We start from the raw sequence: 20160 nt of genomic DNA, 5'->3' as shown, positions 1-20160 counted from the left end.
GATATAGTGACCTTGTCCTTTTAGAAACATGAATGGATCACAAGCAGCCAAATATACAGGCCGACAAGTGTGATCAATAAAGTGGGTATCGTGAGGATAATTCCTGTTTTAAAATACGTGCCCCAGGAAATCTTCATACCTTTGTGAGAAAGAACATGAAGCCATAATAATGTCGCCAAGGAACCAATCGGCGTTATTTTAGGCCCTAAATCTGAACCGATCACATTTGCATAAATAAGCGCTTCTCTCATCATCCCATGTGTATCTGTACCGGCAATAGCCAATGCGTCAATCATAACAGTCGGCAAGTTATTCATAACGGAAGAAAGAATCGCCGCAATAAAGCCCATTCCAATTGTCCCAGCAAACAATCCTTGATCAGCTGCGGCTTGAATCACATCTGAAAGGACATCCGTTAATCCAGCATTTCGGACACCATACACAACAACGTACATGCCAATTGAAAAGAATACGATAGCCCACGGTGCCTCTTTCACCACTTTCTTTGTATGGACGGCCGGACTCTTTTGCGCAGCGATTAAGAAAATGATCGCAATGCTGCCCGCTACCACTGATACAGGGATAGAAAAAAATTCACTTGCAAAATATCCAATTAACAGCAGCCCTAAGATATACCATGACAGTCTGAACATGTTTTGATCTTTAATTGCTTCAACAGGTTTTTTAACCTCAGTCAGATCATAGCGTTTTGGTATACTTTTTCTAAAGAAAAGGTAAAGTACAATGATGCTCGCCAGCAGCGAAAACAAGTACGGGACAACCATTCTGGATGCATAATTAATAAACGTAATATGAAAATAGTCCGCTGAAACAATGTTGACCAAATTGCTCACTACTAAAGGAAGCGAAGTGGTATCCGCTATAAATCCGCTGGCAATGATAAAAGGAAAAACTAATTTTTCATTAAAATGTAATGCTCTGACCATCGCTAATACGATTGGTGTCAATATAAGAGCTGCACCGTCATTTGCAAATAACGCGGCGACGATAGCTCCTAATAGAGATACATAAACGAACATCCGCACACCGTTTCCTTTTGCAGCCTTAGCCATATGAAGCGCTGCCCATTCAAAGAAACCGATATTATCAAGAATTAACGATATCAGTATGATGGCCACAAAAGCCAATGTCGCATTCCAAACAATCCCTGTCACATTTAACACATCATGAAAATTGACAACACCTGCTATTAGAGCTAAAACTGCGCCTCCACAGGCTGACCACCCTATAGATAAATTTTTCGGCTGCCATATGACCAATACTAGAGTTAATAAAAAGATGAATACTGCCAAAATCATTGATGTCAATCTAATGCCTCCTTACTGGCAACACGCTTGAGTTTTCTTTTGTTTGATATGGTTTAACAATTCATCCTCCTGATCGATTTGATGTAAGATCAATTGCAATGTATCAAACTCAGGACATGACCCATTTATTGAATAATAACGCCATTGGCCTCTTCTGTCCTCATTCACAAAACCTGCGTTTTTTAATTTCCGCAAATGCTGGCTTATGGCGGGCTGGCTCATTTCGAACATATCAACCAATTGACAGACACAATATTCTTGTTCAAGAAATAATCTCATCATGATAAGCCTAGTTTGATCACTAAGTGTTTTCAAACAACGAGTCATCGCCGCAACATCAATCGTCATATGAGCTCCTCCTTCCCAAATCAATATATAAGCAAATCGTTATATACACGCCAAATGATTATACATTCCCCTTTACGTTTCCATATGTAGCGCTCCGTATATCTTAAGGATCAAAACTTTGAAACGAAAACCTGAGTCGCTCCCCGCGTTTCCTTAGCGCCCCCGTCATTATATAAACTTTTATTTATATAAACAATCCCTTCTGGTATAAATATTAGACTATTTCAGTTATGGGAGTGGTCATAGAGCCCAAGCTGAAACTAGACAATCATCTGGATATTAAAAAACAGGTCTCTTTAGAGGCCTGTTTACATTGCAAGTATTTTTTCCATTGCCATGACACCTACATAATGGCCATCGATTTTCCCCTGTTCTTTAAATACTCCAACTTTGCGATATTCCATTGAAGTATAGAACCCTTGTTCCAATCGATGAAAAGGAAATGTAATAATATGATGTTATGTATTCACGATTGAATGACTTCTTTTTCGACATCCGATAATTGCGCTCAGCAACAAAAATCTTATATCTCACTTTGCGATTAGAGAGAACCAATTTGTCATATAATCCGTAGCTTTTGCAGTTCTTATCAGCTACATACTCTCTGTAGCAGAGGTAGCTTGAACTCCCTTAAACGCATTCATCACCAAATCACGCACATAGGAATCATTCACCTCATCCCCTGTTATAAGCAGACGATAGAAAATTGGTCCGTAAATGAGATCTATGCTTACTTCAATATCAAGATTCTCTCTCAATTCACCTTTCTGAATTCCCTTTTCTAGAAGGCCTTTCGCTTGGAGGCGGCGAGGCTGGAAAAATCGCGTGCGATATTCTTCTGCCAATTTTTCATCCAACTGCCCTGCACCTATTAATTCCTTAATAACGGTTCCTTCCCGGCTTGTCAAAAACCTAGCTAAATTCGTGGCGTGGGTTACTATATCTTGTACTGACGACCCTGTATCAGGCACAGGCAGCCTGTCCGTCGCGGTCGAAAGAAAGCTGTCCATGATAACGGCAGCCTTGTTAGACCACCATTTATAAATCGTTGCTTTACTCACTTTCGCACGCTCGGCAATTTTATCGACTGTCACCGCATCGAAGCCTTTTTCCAGCAATAGGTCATAGGCTGCAGAGAGAATCGCCTTATGCGTTCCTTCATCACGCGGCCGCCCTCGTTTACTCTGCACATAAATCATTCCTTCCCGCAATATAAACTATACGTTCAGTATACTTAAATTGAATAAAAAAAGAAAACAGAAATCCATTTACAAAACTGAACGTTTAGTATATTATTTTTATTAATCGACGAAACTGAACGTTCAGTTTATAAAATCACTTGTGAGAAGTCATGATTACACTCAAAAAACCACTTAAAAAGGAGTTCATTCATATGGCTAATGGAAACAAACAAGCAGGTCAGAGGATTTCACCCAGTTTAACCCTTCTTCTCGCAACTGCATGCGGTATCATTGTTGCTAATCTTTACTATGCACAACCCTTGGTCGGATTAATTAGTAAGGCAATTGGACTTTCTCCAAGCGGTGCTGGATTGATTGTCACACTCACCCAAATCGGATACGTTGCCGGCTTACTATTCCTTGTCCCTTTAGGAGATATTATCGAAAACAAAAAACTTATTGTTGTATCGCTCCTTCTAAGCGCAGCGGCTTTGACACTAACAGCATTTGTGAAGCATGGAACACTTTTTTTAGCAGCTGCGTTTTTCGTCGGATTGGGATCAATCGCAGCCCAAGTGCTTGTTCCATTTGCATCATACCTTGCATCAGACGCTGCACGCGGCCGGGTTGTTGGCAATGTCATGAGCGGCTTATTACTCGGTATTATGCTTTCCCGTCCGATATCTAGTCTAGTCGCTGATATCTGGGGGTGGAATGCAATATTCGCTTTGTCCGCCGTGGTAAGTGTTATCCTGGCCATCGTATTATCAAAAGTGCTTCCTGCCAGAAAACCAACAGCAAATACAAACTATACTGCCTTACTCGGTTCAATGTGGAAGCTGCTGCGCACGACTCCAATCTTACGCCGCCGTGCCATCTATCATGCGTTTGTATTTGGAGCTTTCAGCTTGTTCTGGACTACCGTTCCTTTATTATTGTCGGGTCCTGATTTTCATTTTTCTCAGAAGGCAATAGCACTCTACGCATTGGTGGGCATTGCGGGTGCAGTCGCTGCACCAATAGGCGGCCGGCTGGCTGATCGAGGCTTGACCCGGCTTGCCACTGGAATCGCTCTCGGTGTTGTCGTTGTCTCTTTATTACTGCCGCTCATGATTCAGAGCAGCTCCCCCGTCGGTATAACAGTTCTAGTGGCCGCAGCTATTCTGTTAGATATGGGTGTATCTGCAAACCTCGTGCTCAGTCAACGTGCTATTTTTTCGTTGGCGCCTGAAATTCGCAGTCGATTAAACGGATTATTCATGGCGATCTTCTTTCTAGGCGGTGCGATAGGGTCATCAATTGGAGGATGGGCATATGCCTCAGGGGGATGGAGTACAGCATTATGGATTGGAATCGCTTTTCCGGTCATCGCTTTGCTTTATTTCATCACAGAGAAATAATCTTTCACCAAAATGGCTTATTTTTGGCAGAAAAAATACCAAGGGTTTTGACACCCTTGGTATTTCTATAATTCAGACCTTTACGGTTACACCCTCAAGCCCTCAAAAAGTGTTTTTGATTATATTTATCGGCGGCATGTCAGTTAAGGTCATTCTTTTTTCTAATGATGATTGAGATTTCTAAAATTGCTGCCCTTCACTTCAGCTACGTCATATACGGTGACAAAGGCGGATTTATCAATATCATTAATAATTTCCTTTAGCTTGGTTTCTTCTAAACGGTTGATGACACATGTGATTTCTTTAAATTTCTCGTGGGAAAAACCCCCGTAAGCTTCTTTATATGTGGCGCTTCGGCCTAATTGATCACGTATTGTCTCTACCATTAATTCAGGTTGGGTTGTAATAATTTGAAAGGTTTTAGAGCCGCTTAAGCCTTCCTCCACAACATGAATCACTTTGGATGCAATGTAGTAAGCAATGACTGAAAGCAATGCCCCTTGTAAGCCAAATACTGTGGAAACAAAGATAAACACAAATAGGTTTAAGAATAGAATGAGATCGCTCGTTCCGAATGGCAGTTTTCGGGATAGCAGCACAGCAAGCATGTCAATTCCATCTAATGCGCCGCCATTACGCAGCGCCAGCCCCATTCCGAATCCAAGGATAATCCCGCCGACAACGGTAATTAACAGGGTATCTCCTTCTATGATGGCGGGTGTGTGGTGGAAAAAGCTTGTCCCCGCGGCAAGCGATACGATTCCGATAATTGATAATAATGCAAAGCTTTTCCCAATTTGCTTATATCCTAACCAGACAAATGGAATGTTGATCACTGCAATCAAAATCCCCAGCGGCAAGTTGAATAGCTGTGAACCAACGATGCTAAGACCCGTCACCCCTCCATCAGATACACTGTTTGGAATGAGCACTGTTTCTAGTCCATATGCCGCTATGATTCCTCCAATGATAACCATGATGATTTGGAGAATCATTTTCGCTTTAAATTTCTTATGTTTTTTGGGTGTATTCATACCATTCCTCATTTCTCAAATATTTCTTTATATTTAAATATACCATAATAGATATTTTCAGCTAAAAACATGCGTTTTTTTAAATAAAGTAACTAACAGTAAGGTAACCCTCTTTGACTTAGAACATTCATGTACCGTGCCGCCTGTTGAGCAAGCGGCCCCTTTCACTTCAGATCGTGAATCGCCCTCAAACTTCAACACCGAAAATCCTAATTTATTCTGATATGATACTTAAAAAAGGAGGTTTGATTACAATGAATAGCCTGTGCCGCAGTAAACAAGCCCCATTTGAATACACCTTATCTCTTATAGGGGGCAAATGGAAAATGAGAATTCTCTATGAGTTAGGGTGTGAAAAAACGATGAGATACGGCGAGCTGAAAAGGGCTATGCCCTTCATCACCCATAAAATGTTAAGCGCACAGCTTAAGGAATTGCAAACTGACGGCCTTATTCATCGGTCTGAGGTTTCTCACACCCCACTGAAAGTAGAGTATTCGTTATCTGACAGAGGGCGATCTTTGTATCCCCTCATAGATGAGATGTGTAAGTGGGGAATGGCACAAGGAGGGCCTCATATGTAAAGCTACTTACAAAAAAGTGCGTACTTGTTTCCCAATGAGAGGAATTTTATACTGAATGAAAATATTTCTTAGGAGGAAATAATGACAAAACAAGTCTATATCATTCATGGCTACAGAGCCTCCTCAACAAATCATTGGTTCCCTTGGCTGAAAAAACGTCTGCTCGCAGATGGGGTCCAAGCAGACATTTTAAACATGCCTAATCCGCTCCAGCCAAGACTTGAGGATTGGCTGGATACACTCTCTTTATATCAGCACACTTTACATGAAAATACGTATTTGGTTGCGCACAGCTTAGGTTGCCCCGCCATTTTGAGATTTTTGGAACATCTTCAATTACGAAAACAGCTTGGCGGAATCATACTTGTTTCCGGCTTTGCCAAATCATTGCCCACTTTACAGATGTTAGATGAATTTACACAGGGATCGTTTGATCATCAAAAAATCATCGAGTCCGCGAAGCACCGTGCTGTCATTGCTTCTAAGGACGACCAAATTGTGCCTTTTTCATTCAGCAAGGATCTGGCACAACAAATTGATGCTGCGTTATATGAAGTTCAGCACGGAGGTCATTTTCTAGAAGATGAGGGATTTACTTCTTTGCCTATTGTTTATGATGTTTTAACCTCTTATTTTTCAAAGGAAACCCGCTAACATCTTTCACCCAGCTGCTTCAATCGAGCCCGCGAAAAGCGGGCTTTCTGAGTTATCGTTTGATCAATACAGATAACTCACCTTCAAACACTTTTACTTCTTTTTGATTATAAGTAGATAGCAATACTGTGAGTATTCCCAATTCATTTCTCTTTGGCTGCTTATCAAGAACCTCAACAATTGTAAACAATTCATCATCCGGATATACGGGTTTTATGAATGTCATATGATTCATCTCTGTTCCGGCTATAATATCGTCTCCATAGAAACCTTCTTCAATCCAAAGTTTAAAAGATATGGCCAGTGTTTGTATGCCGGAAGCGATAATTCCATTAAATCTGCCTTTACTCGCTTTTTCTTCATCTACATGCATATACTGAGGGTCAAATTCACCCGCAAACCGCATAATATCATCTTTTGATACTTTTAATGATTTCGTTTTGAAGACCTGGCCAATTGTAAACTCATCTAACTTCATTCTTACACCTCTATTTTTCAATTGTCTATTTTGTTTATTTTAGCACTGTGATGAGCAAATAAAAAATTCTGTTTTTCGCTAAACAGACATATCGTGGGCTGGACTGCTGGCACTCATCATATACTTAAAAAATATTGAACAGCTCTCAACACTTAGTTCCGTCACTTGGCCGTTTTGCTAAACTGAAAGCTCCCTCATATCTTCCAGGCAGCCTTCAGTTTTTTTATGCCTTCTCTTATGTCGGATTCAGAAACCCCTGCAAACCCGAGCGAGACCGTTTTTGCAGGAGGATGATTTTGATAAGAAAGAGAAACAGGATAAATTTTTACTCCATGTTTTTTCGCCTTCTCAATTAACTCTTTTTCACCAAATGGCAAATAAACGTCAAGTAAGATACGAAGCCCAGAGTTTTCTCCGCGGATTCTGACATGCTCTCCTAATTCCCTTTGCACTGCCTCTAATACAATGGCTCTTTTTTTGCGGTAAAGTTTTCTCATTCTGTTGATGTGTTTTTGCCACTCTCCATTTTTTATAAATTCAGCTAGGGTTAGCTGACTGTGGCAGGACACTGTCTGCTTATATAAGGACGTGATTTCATGCCCCTTTTTTAAAAGAGGCGAAGGAAGAATCATATAGCTGATACGCAGCGAGGGCAAAAGAGACTTAGAAAAAGTGCCCATATAAATGACACGGTTATGCTGATCAAGCCCTTGCAGAGAAGGAACCGGCTGTCCTGTGTACCTAAATTCCCCGTCATAATCATCCTCTATGATAAAGGATTGATTTTCGGCCGCCCATTTGAGCAGCTGAATTCTTCTGTTTATTGTCATTATGGTTCCCAGCGTAAATTGATGGGAAGGTGTGACATATACAAGGTTTGGCTGCTGTTCTTTGACCTTCTGTATACAGATTCCTTCATCATCGACTGGTATAGGAACAATATTCATGCGGTTGGCTTCAAAAATCTTGCGTGCTCTTGGATAACCAGGATCCTCATACCCTATAGAAATATTCGGCTCAAAAACTTGGCACAAGATTTGCAGCAGAATAGGGTTCCCGGCACCTATAATCACTTGTTCAGGGCCGCAATGAACACCCCGAGATTGATACAGGTACTCTGCAATGAGTGTTCTCAGCTCAAACTCTCCTAAAACATGTCCCGGCCGATAAAGCTCGTGTCCATATTGGTCTAAGCTATTGACCATGCTTTTTCGCCATGCGGAAAAAGGGAAGTAAGAAGAATCTACATTTCCATAATGAAAATCAATCCATTGTTTATTTTCTTCTGCTTCTTGTTGGATGGGTGTTGTGCTTGGCATTCTATCATAAGCAAAATTAGAATCATGATAATCAGCAAACCACCCGCTTCTTGGCTTGCTCACAATATAGCCCTCAGCAGCGAGCTGTTCATAGGCACGTTCTACAGTCGTTTGGCTGATGGAAAGCTGATTCGCCAAGAGTCTTTTTGAAGGAAGCTTCATTCCTTTTTGAATACGGCCCCGATGCATATTTTCTTTAAAATACCGATAAAGCTGCTGATAAAGCGGAATATCCAGAGTTCTATTCAAAAAAGGCGTGATATCCATTTGCGCGTTGCTCTCCTAACTGGTATGCATTTTTTTATGAAAACTGGCTGTTTATAAAAGGCCAATTCCAGTTTATAGTCATTGTAATCCTTAGCTGCTGGTTTTGTTAAGAAAATACAGACAATGAACAAGAAAGATATGTGGAGTGATTATAATGAACAAAACAACAAATGGCTGGATAAATGGTTTTATAGGCGTACTCATTTTCAGCGGCTCGCTGCCTGCGACCCGTTTGGCTGTGTCAGACTTCGATCCGTTATTTCTCACCGTTTGCCGCGCTGCGATAGCTGGTGTACTGGCGGGAGGTCTCCTTCTCATCTTCCGGCAGCAGCATCCTGCCAAAAGAGACCTCATTTCATTATTAGTGGTAGCGTTTGGCGTAGTGATTGGTTTCCCGTTGCTGACAGCTTTAGCGCTTCAGCATGTCACATCCGCACACGCCATTGTCTTCATTGGACTTCTTCCGCTTGCAACGGCGGTCTTCGGCGTACTGCGCGGGGGTGAACGCCCTCGCCCCGTCTTCTGGATTTTCTCAGCTGCCGGCAGCTTGTTAGTAGCAGGTTTCGCCCTCATTCAGGGGGGAGGTTCATCCCCGCTTGGCGACGCGTACATGCTGGCTTCTATTGTCGTATGCGGTCTTGGTTATGCAGAAGGGGCCAAACTTTCACGGCGTCTGGGGAATTGGCAGGTGATCTCATGGGCACTCGTTCTGTCGCTTCCTCTTATGCTGCCATTGTCGTTCTTTTTTACGCCGGACTCATGGTCGGCGATCGGCGTTCCCGCGCTGCTCAGTCTTGCATATGTATCCTTATTCAGCATGCTGATTGGCTTCGTGTTCTGGTATCGAGGTCTTGCCCAAGGGGGAATTGCAGCGGTTGGGCAGCTCCAGCTTCTCCAGCCTTTTTTTGGGCTGCTGCTTGCCTCAGTGATTCTGCACGAGAAAGTGGGCTGGGCACTCGTAGCAGTGAATATCGCCGTTATCATGTGCGTTGCTGCTGCACGGCGATTTGCAAAGTAAGGCAGACCTTTATCGTAAACTTCAAAAATGCATGAAGGTATAAAAATACCAAGGGCCAGCAACCCTTGGTATTTTGTATGCGATCGAGGAGACTTGAATCTCCCGCCTAGACAAATAAGTCAACACCCATTTCCTGCCTCCATTATAAAATCCGCTCTAATAACTCCCCCACTTTTTCTGCCATGACACGAGGCGGATAAGGCATTTCGTTTTTTAACCACCATTCCACTACCCCTACGTAAGCATTTGCTATAAATTCAACAATGACATCTTCACTTTGGCCGTAATTCTTGCCTTTCGTTACATCTACATCTTTCCTGAACTCTTCGATATTAAACTTAAGGAACTGACTGCGAAAATATCGAGCGCCTTCACTGGCTAACATCGTCGAAAAGAATAAATAATTACTCTCAAGGTATTCCATGCAGTGTACAGTCGATTCAATCCAGTCCATTTCAGCTGCCGACTCACAAAAATCCCCCATATTGTTTATATGCTCTTCCATAATTTTTTCTAATAGATCAAATTTATCTAAGTAATGAAGATAGATTGTTCCCCGGTTTACATTTGCCCTTTCAGAAATTTCCTTAATCGTAATATGATCAAAACTTTTTTCAGTCATCAGCTCAATCAGAGCTATTTTAATAGCCTCTTGGCTTTTGGTTATTCTTCTATCCACTTTGGACATAGCTTTTCACCAAACTTTCTTAAGATAATCAACAATTTAGAGTGGAATGTTGAATAATCAACAAATCGCCTGAATGTAACCATTGTACACACCATGTTTGTATTTACAATAATAAATAAAAGCTGATAGTGAATCATGCTTTTTCCCGAATGAAGTCATTGTCCATTTTAGTTAGTTGAGAATTATTTTGTAAACACAAAGAAAGGGTGTTATTTCAAAATGCAGAGAAAATGATGAAATTAGATCACTTATCCTAAAGGTACTCTAAATTCAAATTTGATCTGCAACCCAACTATAAATCCGTCAAGAGGCAGACTTTAATGAGGTGAAGAATGATTAAAAGACAATTTACGATCATTAAGGAAACAGGGTTTGCGCGACCAGCTACCCTGTTAGTCAGTATAGCTCATCGGTTTACATCAGATATTTTTCTTGAATACCAAGGGAAAACTGTTAACCTCAAACAATCACCCAAATCCATAATGGATATTATGGATTTAGGAATTAAACCCGGAACCGAAATACATATATACGCTCATGGAGCCGACGAAGCGAAGGCAATTCAAAAAATGAAAGAGCATTTACTAAAAAACGATTATATACAGTAATCAAAATCTATCGTAGTAGCGAGATTGTTATCGTTGATTTATTTATTTTGCGGCAAAACAGCTTTTCAGATCATGCGTTCATTTTTCTTCTGGTGATCATTCAACCTAAAATACAAAAATTAAAAAGGATCTACAAACGAAAATGGAGGGTTTATATATGTGCAGCAGAACATAATACCAAGGGCAGTTATACCCTTGGTATTATTGGATACCGAAAGAACTTAAATCTCTACAGGTGCTTATAAGCTATAAATGGTTAGTCTCGTGGCATTTCTATGTGCTCCGTTTATGCTTAAGGGTGTTCCACATTTTAATGGATACAATAGAAACCAAAACAAATGATGCGACAACCAATACAGTTCCCATTAATGACTCACTAAAATTGATCACAATGAAACTCGAAAATATCAATAAAGGGATATTAGTAACGATAACCGTTAAAATGTAAGTGGTATACTTGATTCCTACAGCTGCCGATAAAAAACAAACGACATCTGTTGGAGCTATTGGACAAATCATCCCCAGCGCCAAAAACTTATAATTATAAGTCTCCAATAATTTTTTCAACTCTGGATATTTACGTTCTAAATCCTTCATCATGTTCCCGCTTGAAAACACAGAAAAAGGGGCAAAACTTCTTAAGAATTCTTAAGTTTTCGCGATGTTATTCAAGATCGTTTCCTCTTCTTAAACAGTTTTCAATATCATCCTATCTATTCCATGGTAATATTTAGATACATAAACTTATATATGAAGCTGACCTGAATTAATAGAGAGGAATGAAAGAATGAAGAAACGCAGAAAGATATGTTATTGCAATACTGCCCTGCTGCTCATGATTTTGCTTGCTGGATGTACGGGCAGTAAGGATGAAGAAGCACATCAACCTTCAAATCAAGCTTCTGCTGTACAATCTGACGAAAAACACACTGAGCCTGAAGAGAGCACCAAAATACACAAGGATGAAGCGGAGCCAATAACAGAATCAGAAGAATCCGCAACAAAAGCTGCAAATAATACCTCTTCAGCAGAAGAGAAAAGCAAAGAAGACAATGTATTGGCAGCATACTCTTCGGAAAAAATCGAATATGCCAGAGTTTGGCTTCAACTTGGACCTAATCAAGAGATAGATGAATTGAATGTTCGACATATTTCGGCTGGCGAGCCAATTAATCCTAATGATGATACAAGTGCCAGCTATCCAGAAGATGTAACCCAGTTAGCAGGTTCTCGTTTAGTGAATGGATCAGTCACTTATCATGGCAATGGGGATGGCACGATTCATGTATATAATGTGCCTTTACGATGGGATTCTGCTGATGATGTAGAAAAAGGCGTCATGAGGGAAGTGACTGAGAATATCATAAAAAACAGAAAAACAGTGTATGTTGATACAGGTGACAATGAAAAAATCAAGCGGCTCATTGATATCATGATGATTCATTAATCAGTATTCGTTTGTCTGTACCTGACTAAATACAATGGTTAATAAGGAAATAAGATATATTAATATAAAAACAAAGTTTGAAGTGTAGTAACTTGCTGAAAAATCTTCCGGTTCTATTAGTTCTCCTAGGCATTCTAAATGTGATGAGCCGTACCATTGAGCTATTTCTAGGTGTTGCATTAATATTTTATAACGCTGTCTAGTGGCATACAATGTTAATCAAAAGAAGCATTTCAGCAGTAAGTGAATGTTGTCCTAAGAAAAAACAAGCATCTTACTATGCTTGTTTTTCTTCTATAGAAATGATCTTATTACGCTATGATGCTATTCCTTTAGCCTGAACCTTGGCGTGCCTAATCCTTTAATCCCTTTCCATCGAGAATTTTTTGCACATATTTTTCGACTCTCGATTCTCGGGTTTTGGATTGTTTGGCTTGAGAAAAATAAAGAGTGTATGCTCTTTGCCGTCCCGGGGTCAATGCTTCAAAAGCAGTTTTCAAGGCAGGGATTTCATCGAATTTATTTTGAAGTTCTTCAGGAATGTTCAATTCAATATTTTTGTTAACATCCACTTTCAAACCGGCTTTTTCAACTTCAATGGCTTCGTGAATATAGGCTTTCAAAATGTTTTCTAGCTCATTTATTTCCTGAACATTTGTAAACCGAATCTGGCGCGCCGCCTGTACATTCTCCGTTTGTTGAATGAGAATTCCATGGGCATCCTGTAATAGGGCACCTTTGTGAAACAGAAGCGCACAATATTCTTTAAACCCATGTATTAAAACGACATTTTTATTATTGTATGTGTAACAAGGATGCATCCACTTAAAATCTTCAGTCAGCTCACAGTCAAGAATGATGGTTCTCAACTTCTCAAATTCTTCCTTCCACTTTTTCACTTTACTTAAAAATTCATCAACCTTCGGATTCGTTCTGCTATTTGTCATGAAGGAATTCCCCTCTTTCCAAGCTTTTTACATTTACGTGAATTGACAATAATGAAGTCCAGTTTTATTTTTGACATCTCGGTATTTATTTTATTCTTCTATATGTTCCTTCTCTTATTATTCAATAGATTAAGCTTAAAGTGGGGATGATGCAACAACAAAAAAAGAAGGCCCACAAGCCTTCTCTTCTTGTATAATTATTTCACTGACAATCTGAAAAAATAACAATTCGATTATTATATATCTTTTTTATTCTTGCCAATGCATAAGGTTACGGCAACACTAGCTATACTGACTAAAGTTCCTGCAATAGAAACTAGAATTGTCAAAAAGCCATTGGGAATAAGAAATCCAATTGGAATGAGCCCCAGAAAAGTGAAAACGATAAAACATTGGTATACACCAGATATTATTCTTACAACCAAATTGCCAAAAAAGGACATGACTAATGGAGGGATAAATAAAAATACAACGATTCCAATTGTGATCATCAAGATAATAGGTTCATCAAATGAGATGACATAATCTCCAGGCGACTCTTTAGCTGCCGCTAAAACAACAACGATAGACATCATTAGTGTAACAAAAACAAGAGAAAACCTTTTTAACAACGTGATGACTCCTTTACCTAAAGCGAGTAATCCTGCCTTTTTCAAATCCGATAACCATTTTATGTGATTCAATTAAAGAATATGCAGTGAGTGACACAGCTATAAGGAATCCTAGTCAAATCTTTATAATAGATTTAATGGAGCAACTATAGTTAGTTAGATTATTAGACGACGCAATAGACTTTATCTAACAATATAACAAATTAATGTAAATTAAACAATCCTATCCTTTATCGTCCCCTAAACCATACCACCACTGGAATGAGTAATAAGGACAACATCCCTCCAGCAAATGATAATGCTAGGTAACTTGAACCTGCCACAATCATTCCAGATAATGCTCCGCCAGCAGCCCCTGACAACGCAATCAGAACATCCACTGTCCCCTGCGTTTTAGCTCGTGTGGCAGTATCAGTTGAATCTACAATAAGGGCAGTCCCGCTTATCAAACCAAAATTCCACCCTAATCCCAGTAAAGAAAGAGCAATGACGAGAAGAACCATAGAATCTCCCGGAGCAAATGCTGCTATTACACCTGCCAAAAGCAACGTTGTTCCAGAGGAAATAGCAATTGCGGTACGTCCCAACCTATCTACAAGAACACCTGTAACCAGTGAAGGGAGATACATAGCACCTATATGAAAACCAATAACAAGCCCTACTGCCCCCAAGTCATGCCCATGATGTCTCATATGAACCGGTGTCATTGTCATAATAGCTACCATTACTATTTGGGTAAGAACCATAACCGTTGCCCCAACGATTATCCCTTTTTTGTTTTCTGTATGCTCAGTTGCCGCCAAATGTCCTTTATCACCAGGCTCTTCATTTGCCGCTTCTATTGTTCTTGCGATAACTAATGGATCTGGACGAAGCATAATGAAAAGGACCACACCTGCTAACATATATGCTGCTGCGGCTAAAATGAAAGGGCCAGCAAGTGATGGAACACCAATAGAAAGAGCGAAATCCCCCATCACATTCACTAAGCTTGGACCTGCCACTGCGCCAAATGTAGTAAAAACCATCGTAATACTAACAGCAGTCGCCCGCTGCTTATGATTTGCTAAGTCTGTACCAGCATAACGCGCCTGTAAGTTTGTGGCTGTTCCTGCACCGTAAATAAGCAACGAAATAAATAACAAGAAAATACTATTTATGATTGCTGCCATAATAACGCCTATTGCTCCAAGTCCGCCAATCATAAAGCCAGCTGAAAGACCTGTTCGACGGCCATAACGTTGAGAAAGTCTTCCAACAATTAATGCAGATCCTGCTGACCCTAAAGTAAATAAAGCAGAAGGCAAACCAGCAAACGCATCAGTGCCAAGCATTTGCTGTGCAATAAGCGCACCGACAGTCACTCCTGCCGCCAGCCCCGCACCGCCAAAAATTTGTGAGATACTCACAACGAATAGTGTACGCTTGTATAACGATTTTTGTTTTTCTGGTGAACTGATGTAGCTTTGTAATGAAGCAGTTTGAACATCTATTGCTTTTACGCTGTCCTTGTCTAACATCATCTGACCTTCCTTTCTAAAAGCCAATTTTGTATAAACCTCCCTCTAGATGTGGATCATCATAACACGCACAAAAAAGCCATACAATGTCATAATTGTATGGCAAACAATATTAGGTAAGATCGTCTAGCAAACGTCTCAGGATCATTAATCCTTGTTCAAGCTCTTCAAGTGTTTTTGGTGCACAGACAGAAACCCTTACAGCCCTTTCAGGACAACTATTTCCCACTACAAAGCGTTCAGCCGCATACACTTGCACGCCATGTCGAGCAGCCAACTCTTCAAATTGAGCGCCAGTCATTTTCCCCGGCAACATCAACCAACGAAAAATGCCTGTTTCAACACCTAAACATATATATCCCGCAACATATCGGTTTACGATTTGATTTCTGCGAATGGTTTGTTCACGATGACTCTCAATTAAGACTTCAAATTGATTTGATACAATCGTGCGAGCAGTAAGTTCAGCTAATAGCGGGGAAACGGTTATATTTAAATTATAAAGCGCCTTTGATATTAGCTCCTTATATTGTCTCGGCACTGCTACATAAGCCAAACGCAGGCCTGGCGCTAACGATTTTGATAAACTTGCAATATGAATAACCTGTTGCGGTGCGAATGAGGCGAGTGCCGGAAGCGGATTTTTGTTGAGAAGATGGTACGATGCATCTTCAATAACAAACAGATTATATTTCTTTGCAATGTCTGCAACCATTCTTCGATTCTCAACAGACATAAAGGAAGTCGTCGGATTATGATAATCCGGGATTAAATACAAACCTTTAATATTTTCGTTTTTACACGCATATTCAAGTGACTCCGGACTCATTTCATCGTTTTCTGATTTTATCGGTACGATTTGCACACTAAGCAATGATGCAACAGTTTTTAATCCAGGGTACGTATGATGGTCAACACCGATGCGATCTCCAGGCTTACAAAGACTCGCCAATGTCGCAGCAATCGCATTTTGCCCTCCATTTGCAAATAAAATGTGATCAACGGATGTTTCAAATCCGCCTCTTTGGATGAGCTTTACAGCTGCATCTTTTTGCCAAAGGCTTTCGCCTGCCCGGCCGTAGCTAAACCATTTTTCATAATCCTCCTCCTGAATCATGTTTTTCAGTTGGTGTAACAAGGGCTCATATGAAGCGTGATCTGGAAGTATTGCTCCCATTTCAATTAAATGTGTCGGCTTTGTATCCTCAAGTAAATACGCATTCGACAACGCATCATACGATACAAATGTGCCGCTCCCTACAGTCGCACTCAGCAGCCCCTTTAACTCACACACTTTAAATGCTTTGGAAATCGTACTCACATTTAAATCTAAATAATCAGCCAATTCTCGCTGCGGAGGAAGTTTTGTTCCAGGTAATAAAACTCCGTTTAAAATATCCTGTTCCAATTGCCCTGCAAGTGCTTTATAAATAGGCTTTTCAGCTTTATCAATCGATGGCTTCCAGCTCATCGGATAGTTTTCAAAAGAATTGATAGGCATGATACGCATCCTTTTTCACTCAATTATATGAATGTGCTGCTTATAAGACAATTATAACTTTCTTTTATTGATGCCTTTTTATGAACAGCATGCTTCAATAAAACCTGTACAAATACAAGTGAATCACTTACTTTATTTCATATAAGTCATCCTGCAAAACTGTGCACAGAATGTCGGATAAATACATTTCACTCCTGTTATTCTTTGGTTAAAGGAGGTCAAATAAATGGATTTGCTTAAAAGTATGAATAGGGCGTTAAAGTATATTGAAGAAAACCTCACTAATGATATTGATTTTCAAGAGGCAGCAAAGCTTGCTTTCTGCTCTGAATATCATTTTAAAAGGATGTTTTCCTTCCTTGCAGGTATTTCATTATCGGAATATGTTCGTCGTAGACGTCTTACTCTTGCAGCTTTTGAACTGAAAGACAGCAAAGTAAAAGTGATTGATATTGCAATAAAGTACGGTTATAACTCACCAGATTCTTTTGCACGGGCATTCCAAAATTTACATGGCATAAACCCATCAAAAGCCAGACTTAATGGCCATTCCCTTAAAGCTTATCCACGAATGACCTTCCAGCTAACAATTAAAGGAGGAAATGAAATGAACTACCGTATTGAAGAAAAAGAGGCATTTCGCATCGTTGGCATTAAAAAAAGAGTTCCTATTATTTTCAAAGGAATTAATCCGGAAATTGCATCTATGTGGGAAAGTTTAGATGAAAAAGCAATAAATAAACTAAAAGAGCTTTCTAATGTAGCACCATCAGGACTCATTAGTGCATCCACCAATTTTTCTGAAGGTCGGACAGAGGAAAACGGAGAACTCGATCACTATATTGGCGCAGCCACAACGAAACAGTGTCCAGATAACTTCTCAAGGCTTGAAGTTCCTGCCTCTACGTGGGCTGTATTCGAATCAATCGGGCCATTTCCGGATACACTGCAAGAAGTATGGGGACGTATTTATTCCGAATGGTTTCCATCGTCAAATTACGAACAAATAGAAGGTCCAGAAATATTGTGGAACGAGCATAAGGATGTAACATCACCATCTTTTAAAAGTGAAATTTGGATACCAATTACAAAAAAGTAATACGTTTTTCGATCAGAGAAGAAGAATTGAAGGTTCTTGAAGAAAGAATACCAAGGGCGTCAAAACCCTTGGTATTTTTGATACTGCCGAGAGGGCTCAAACTCCACCAGTGTTTTTCATTGCCGGATCGGTCATGTAAGCAAAAAAAGCCCCTATATATCCCGATTTGCATGATTCCTAATCTTTAATAAAGATTTTTCACTCTGCATAGAAGGCTCTTTATGTAAAGCCAATATTAAAGTTATCCCTATAATACAAATAGCACCAATCCATTGAAAAGAACCAAATGGCGCTTTTAACCAAACGACAGTTGTTACAACAGCGGATAGAGGTTCTAAGCTGCCTAATAGGCTTGTTTCTTTGGGAGAAAGGCTTTCCAAGCTTTTTATGAAGAACCAGAACGCAATCATTGTTCCAAATAATATCACAAATAAAATATATGCATACGCCTCAGCAGTTAATCGTTGAAAATCCAGTTGCCATGGTGGATGGATAAAACCCAATGCAAAACCGCCAATAATCATAGCCCAACCTACAACGACAAGAGAATCAAATTTATGTAATAAACCAACGGCATATAAAGTATAAAAAGCTGCCGCGAATCCTGATAAAACTCCCCATACTACTGCAGCTGCCGGCACTGAAAGTTGAGATATTGAACCATTTGTTAACAAAAAAAAGCAACCCACTAAAGCAAGTACAACAGTAATGATATCTTGTTTGGTAAGAACCGTTTGTTTTCGTAAAAGCGTGTAGATAATGACGATTACTGGGGATAAATATTGCAATAATGTAGCAACGGCAGCATTCCCATGTTGAATGGATGCCATATATGTGTACTGCACAGCTAGCATTCCCAATAGGCCAAAAATAAGAAGCTGGCCAGCCGACGCTTTGTTTTTCCAAACCTCAATAACCTGAGACCGATCCTTTCTGAACAGTTGCAGCATTAAAAGTAACATTCCAGCCGTAAACAAGCGTGTCGTTACAAGCCAATTGACATCAATTTGATATTCTTGAAAAAGTTTTTTGGCTACTGTGCCTCCAATCCCCCAACATGTCGCCCCTGTTATAACATAGAACAATCCCATTCTTCTATTGGAAGTATTCATACATGACTCCTCACTAATAAATATAATAATAGTGTTATAATAAATGCAAAACATGATAAAAAATACTCAAATTGAATGAAAAAATATAAATATATTGAGGTGAGAAGTCAGAATGAAGAATTTTGTGATCGATCAAAATTTAAAAGAATTAACAGAGCACCGAACGGTAGAATTACCAGTTGCCTGTTACAAGACAACGATCAATCAAAATATAAATGGCTATATTCCGCTTCATTGGCATGATGAAATCCAATTTGTTTTGATACTAAAAGGGATAGCTCTCTTTCAAATAAATGAAGAAAAAATAGAGGTTCACGAAGGGGATGGATTATTTATCAATAGTGGCTGCCTGCACATGGCCGAAGAAAAGGAAGGCTCGGATTGTACGTATATTTGCTTGAATGTGTCACCCCATTTCGTTTTATCTCAGGAACTGTATTCAAGCTATGTTCAGCCCTATATGTTTTCAACCAATTTGTCCTATTTATTTTTGGATGGAAATCAACAGTGGGCAAAAAATATTCTAGATGCTGTTAAAAAAATAAATCAATTGATTCAACAAAAGACATCGCTCTATGAGATTGACATTACGATGCAATTAACGTTAATGTGGAAAAACCTGGTCGTTAATGGTTTTCAATTAGAGTACGATCAATCTGAAATGATAAAAAGTCATCGAATGAAACAAATGTTAAACTGGATCCATCTCCATTATGCTGAAAAAATCACATTAGAGGACATTGCAAAAGCTGGCCAACTGAGCCGTTCTGAGTGCTGCCGTTATTTTAAACGAATGCTGAATAAGACGCCATTACGTTATGTAATGGATTATAGAATTCAAAAAAGCTTATTATTACTGCAACACCCTGAATCTAATGTGACAGAAGTGTCTTATCAAGTTGGATTTAACAGTACCAGTTATTTCATAAGTAAATTTCAACAAGCGATGAATATGACGCCATTATCATACAAAAAAATGAATTTATAAAGTTTATTCTATTATTAAATGGAGTCCC

At 39.6% G+C, this 20160-nt stretch carries 21 protein-coding genes; 8 read left to right on the top strand and 13 right to left on the bottom strand.

The window, feature by feature from the left end:
* Nucleotides 1-20: 20 nt before the first annotated feature.
* From NSQ12_RS02975 to NSQ12_RS02965, 3 genes are all read right to left on the bottom strand, one after another.
* The gene (locus NSQ12_RS02975; protein ID WP_339175870.1) at nucleotides 21-1328 is read right to left on the bottom strand and encodes an arsenic transporter; all 1308 of its coding nucleotides are present in this window, start codon (nucleotides 1326-1328) and stop codon (nucleotides 21-23) included.
* Nucleotides 1329-1340: 12 nt separating this feature from the next.
* Entirely contained in the window at nucleotides 1341-1676 is a 336-nt protein-coding gene (aseR, locus tag NSQ12_RS02970; protein WP_003243257.1) for a metal-responsive transcriptional regulator AseR, read from the bottom strand.
* 593 nt (nucleotides 1677-2269) lie between these two features.
* Nucleotides 2270-2866: a TetR/AcrR family transcriptional regulator gene (locus NSQ12_RS02965; RefSeq protein ID WP_003244147.1), complete on the bottom strand. Its 597-nt coding sequence runs from the start codon at nucleotides 2864-2866 to the stop codon at nucleotides 2270-2272.
* A gap of 203 nt (nucleotides 2867-3069) precedes the next feature.
* On the opposite strand from NSQ12_RS02965, the gene NSQ12_RS02960 reads away from it, so the two are divergent.
* Nucleotides 3070-4257, top strand: a complete 1188-nt coding sequence (locus NSQ12_RS02960) for an MFS transporter (RefSeq protein ID WP_029725819.1) — start codon at nucleotides 3070-3072, stop codon at nucleotides 4255-4257.
* Between the two features lie 161 nt (nucleotides 4258-4418).
* Here NSQ12_RS02960 and NSQ12_RS02955 read toward each other — a convergent pair whose 3' ends face one another.
* Nucleotides 4419-5291, bottom strand: coding sequence for a YitT family protein (locus NSQ12_RS02955; RefSeq protein ID WP_029725818.1), 873 nt, complete (start codon nucleotides 5289-5291; stop codon nucleotides 4419-4421).
* 254 nt (nucleotides 5292-5545) lie between these two features.
* Here NSQ12_RS02955 and NSQ12_RS02950 point away from each other — a divergent pair, with 254 nt between their 5' ends.
* On the top strand, nucleotides 5546-5875 hold the full coding sequence (locus tag NSQ12_RS02950) for a winged helix-turn-helix transcriptional regulator (RefSeq protein WP_003243941.1): 330 nt from the start codon (nucleotides 5546-5548) through the stop codon (nucleotides 5873-5875).
* 81 nt (nucleotides 5876-5956) lie between these two features.
* On the top strand, nucleotides 5957-6529 hold the full coding sequence (locus NSQ12_RS02945; protein WP_003234219.1) for an alpha/beta hydrolase: 573 nt from the start codon (nucleotides 5957-5959) through the stop codon (nucleotides 6527-6529).
* Between the two features lie 52 nt (nucleotides 6530-6581).
* Here the strand turns inward: NSQ12_RS02945 and NSQ12_RS02940 are convergent, their stop codons facing one another.
* Together NSQ12_RS02940 and NSQ12_RS02935 are read right to left on the bottom strand one after the other, a co-directional pair.
* Nucleotides 6582-7007, bottom strand: a complete 426-nt coding sequence (locus tag NSQ12_RS02940) for a MaoC family dehydratase (RefSeq protein ID WP_003234221.1) — start codon at nucleotides 7005-7007, stop codon at nucleotides 6582-6584.
* A gap of 194 nt (nucleotides 7008-7201) precedes the next feature.
* A complete protein-coding gene (locus NSQ12_RS02935) occupies nucleotides 7202-8593 on the bottom strand; it encodes a PLP-dependent aminotransferase family protein (RefSeq protein ID WP_339175865.1) in 1392 nt (463 codons plus the stop codon).
* A 154-nt stretch (nucleotides 8594-8747) separates the two neighbouring features.
* Here NSQ12_RS02935 and NSQ12_RS02930 point away from each other — a divergent pair, with 154 nt between their 5' ends.
* Complete coding sequence (locus tag NSQ12_RS02930; RefSeq protein WP_003234225.1) at nucleotides 8748-9611, top strand: DMT family transporter; 864 nt, start codon at nucleotides 8748-8750, stop codon at nucleotides 9609-9611.
* A gap of 142 nt (nucleotides 9612-9753) precedes the next feature.
* Here NSQ12_RS02930 and NSQ12_RS02925 read toward each other — a convergent pair whose 3' ends face one another.
* Nucleotides 9754-10299 (bottom strand): TetR/AcrR family transcriptional regulator, encoded by a 546-nt coding sequence (locus NSQ12_RS02925; protein ID WP_014478954.1) that lies wholly within the window; start codon nucleotides 10297-10299, stop codon nucleotides 9754-9756.
* Between the two features lie 332 nt (nucleotides 10300-10631).
* On the opposite strand from NSQ12_RS02925, the gene NSQ12_RS02920 reads away from it, so the two are divergent.
* A complete protein-coding gene (locus tag NSQ12_RS02920) occupies nucleotides 10632-10907 on the top strand; it encodes an HPr family phosphocarrier protein (protein ID WP_213379970.1) in 276 nt (91 codons plus the stop codon).
* A gap of 273 nt (nucleotides 10908-11180) precedes the next feature.
* Here the strand turns inward: NSQ12_RS02920 and NSQ12_RS02915 are convergent, their stop codons facing one another.
* The gene (locus NSQ12_RS02915; protein ID WP_019712429.1) at nucleotides 11181-11504 is read right to left on the bottom strand and encodes a hypothetical protein; all 324 of its coding nucleotides are present in this window, start codon (nucleotides 11502-11504) and stop codon (nucleotides 11181-11183) included.
* 190 nt (nucleotides 11505-11694) lie between these two features.
* Here NSQ12_RS02915 and NSQ12_RS02910 point away from each other — a divergent pair, with 190 nt between their 5' ends.
* Nucleotides 11695-12354: a hypothetical protein gene (locus tag NSQ12_RS02910; RefSeq protein ID WP_339175861.1), complete on the top strand. Its 660-nt coding sequence runs from the start codon at nucleotides 11695-11697 to the stop codon at nucleotides 12352-12354.
* A 353-nt stretch (nucleotides 12355-12707) separates the two neighbouring features.
* Here NSQ12_RS02910 and NSQ12_RS02905 read toward each other — a convergent pair whose 3' ends face one another.
* From NSQ12_RS02905 to NSQ12_RS02890, 4 genes are all read right to left on the bottom strand, one after another.
* Complete coding sequence (locus NSQ12_RS02905) at nucleotides 12708-13301, bottom strand: YdeI family protein (RefSeq protein WP_339175859.1); 594 nt, start codon at nucleotides 13299-13301, stop codon at nucleotides 12708-12710.
* 236 nt (nucleotides 13302-13537) lie between these two features.
* Nucleotides 13538-13912: a hypothetical protein gene (locus NSQ12_RS02900; RefSeq protein WP_202616991.1), complete on the bottom strand. Its 375-nt coding sequence runs from the start codon at nucleotides 13910-13912 to the stop codon at nucleotides 13538-13540.
* A gap of 230 nt (nucleotides 13913-14142) precedes the next feature.
* Nucleotides 14143-15435: an MFS transporter gene (locus NSQ12_RS02895; RefSeq protein ID WP_339176657.1), complete on the bottom strand. Its 1293-nt coding sequence runs from the start codon at nucleotides 15433-15435 to the stop codon at nucleotides 14143-14145.
* 109 nt (nucleotides 15436-15544) lie between these two features.
* On the bottom strand, nucleotides 15545-16933 hold the full coding sequence (locus NSQ12_RS02890) for a PLP-dependent aminotransferase family protein (RefSeq protein ID WP_015715288.1): 1389 nt from the start codon (nucleotides 16931-16933) through the stop codon (nucleotides 15545-15547).
* Nucleotides 16934-17159: 226 nt separating this feature from the next.
* Here NSQ12_RS02890 and NSQ12_RS02885 point away from each other — a divergent pair, with 226 nt between their 5' ends.
* The gene (locus tag NSQ12_RS02885; RefSeq protein WP_068947479.1) at nucleotides 17160-18032 is read left to right on the top strand and encodes an AraC family transcriptional regulator; all 873 of its coding nucleotides are present in this window, start codon (nucleotides 17160-17162) and stop codon (nucleotides 18030-18032) included.
* Between the two features lie 152 nt (nucleotides 18033-18184).
* Here the strand turns inward: NSQ12_RS02885 and NSQ12_RS02880 are convergent, their stop codons facing one another.
* Entirely contained in the window at nucleotides 18185-19144 is a 960-nt protein-coding gene (locus NSQ12_RS02880) for a DMT family transporter (RefSeq protein WP_130573297.1), read from the bottom strand.
* A gap of 112 nt (nucleotides 19145-19256) precedes the next feature.
* On the opposite strand from NSQ12_RS02880, the gene NSQ12_RS02875 reads away from it, so the two are divergent.
* On the top strand, nucleotides 19257-20132 hold the full coding sequence (locus tag NSQ12_RS02875; protein ID WP_024572645.1) for an AraC family transcriptional regulator: 876 nt from the start codon (nucleotides 19257-19259) through the stop codon (nucleotides 20130-20132).
* The last annotated feature ends 28 nt before the right edge of the window (nucleotides 20133-20160 follow it).

It is taken from the genome of Bacillus sp. PS95 (genome assembly GCF_037963565.1).
Lineage (GTDB): Bacteria > Bacillota > Bacilli > Bacillales > Bacillaceae > Bacillus > Bacillus subtilis.
This window is presented reverse-complemented; position numbering and strand designations above follow the sequence as displayed.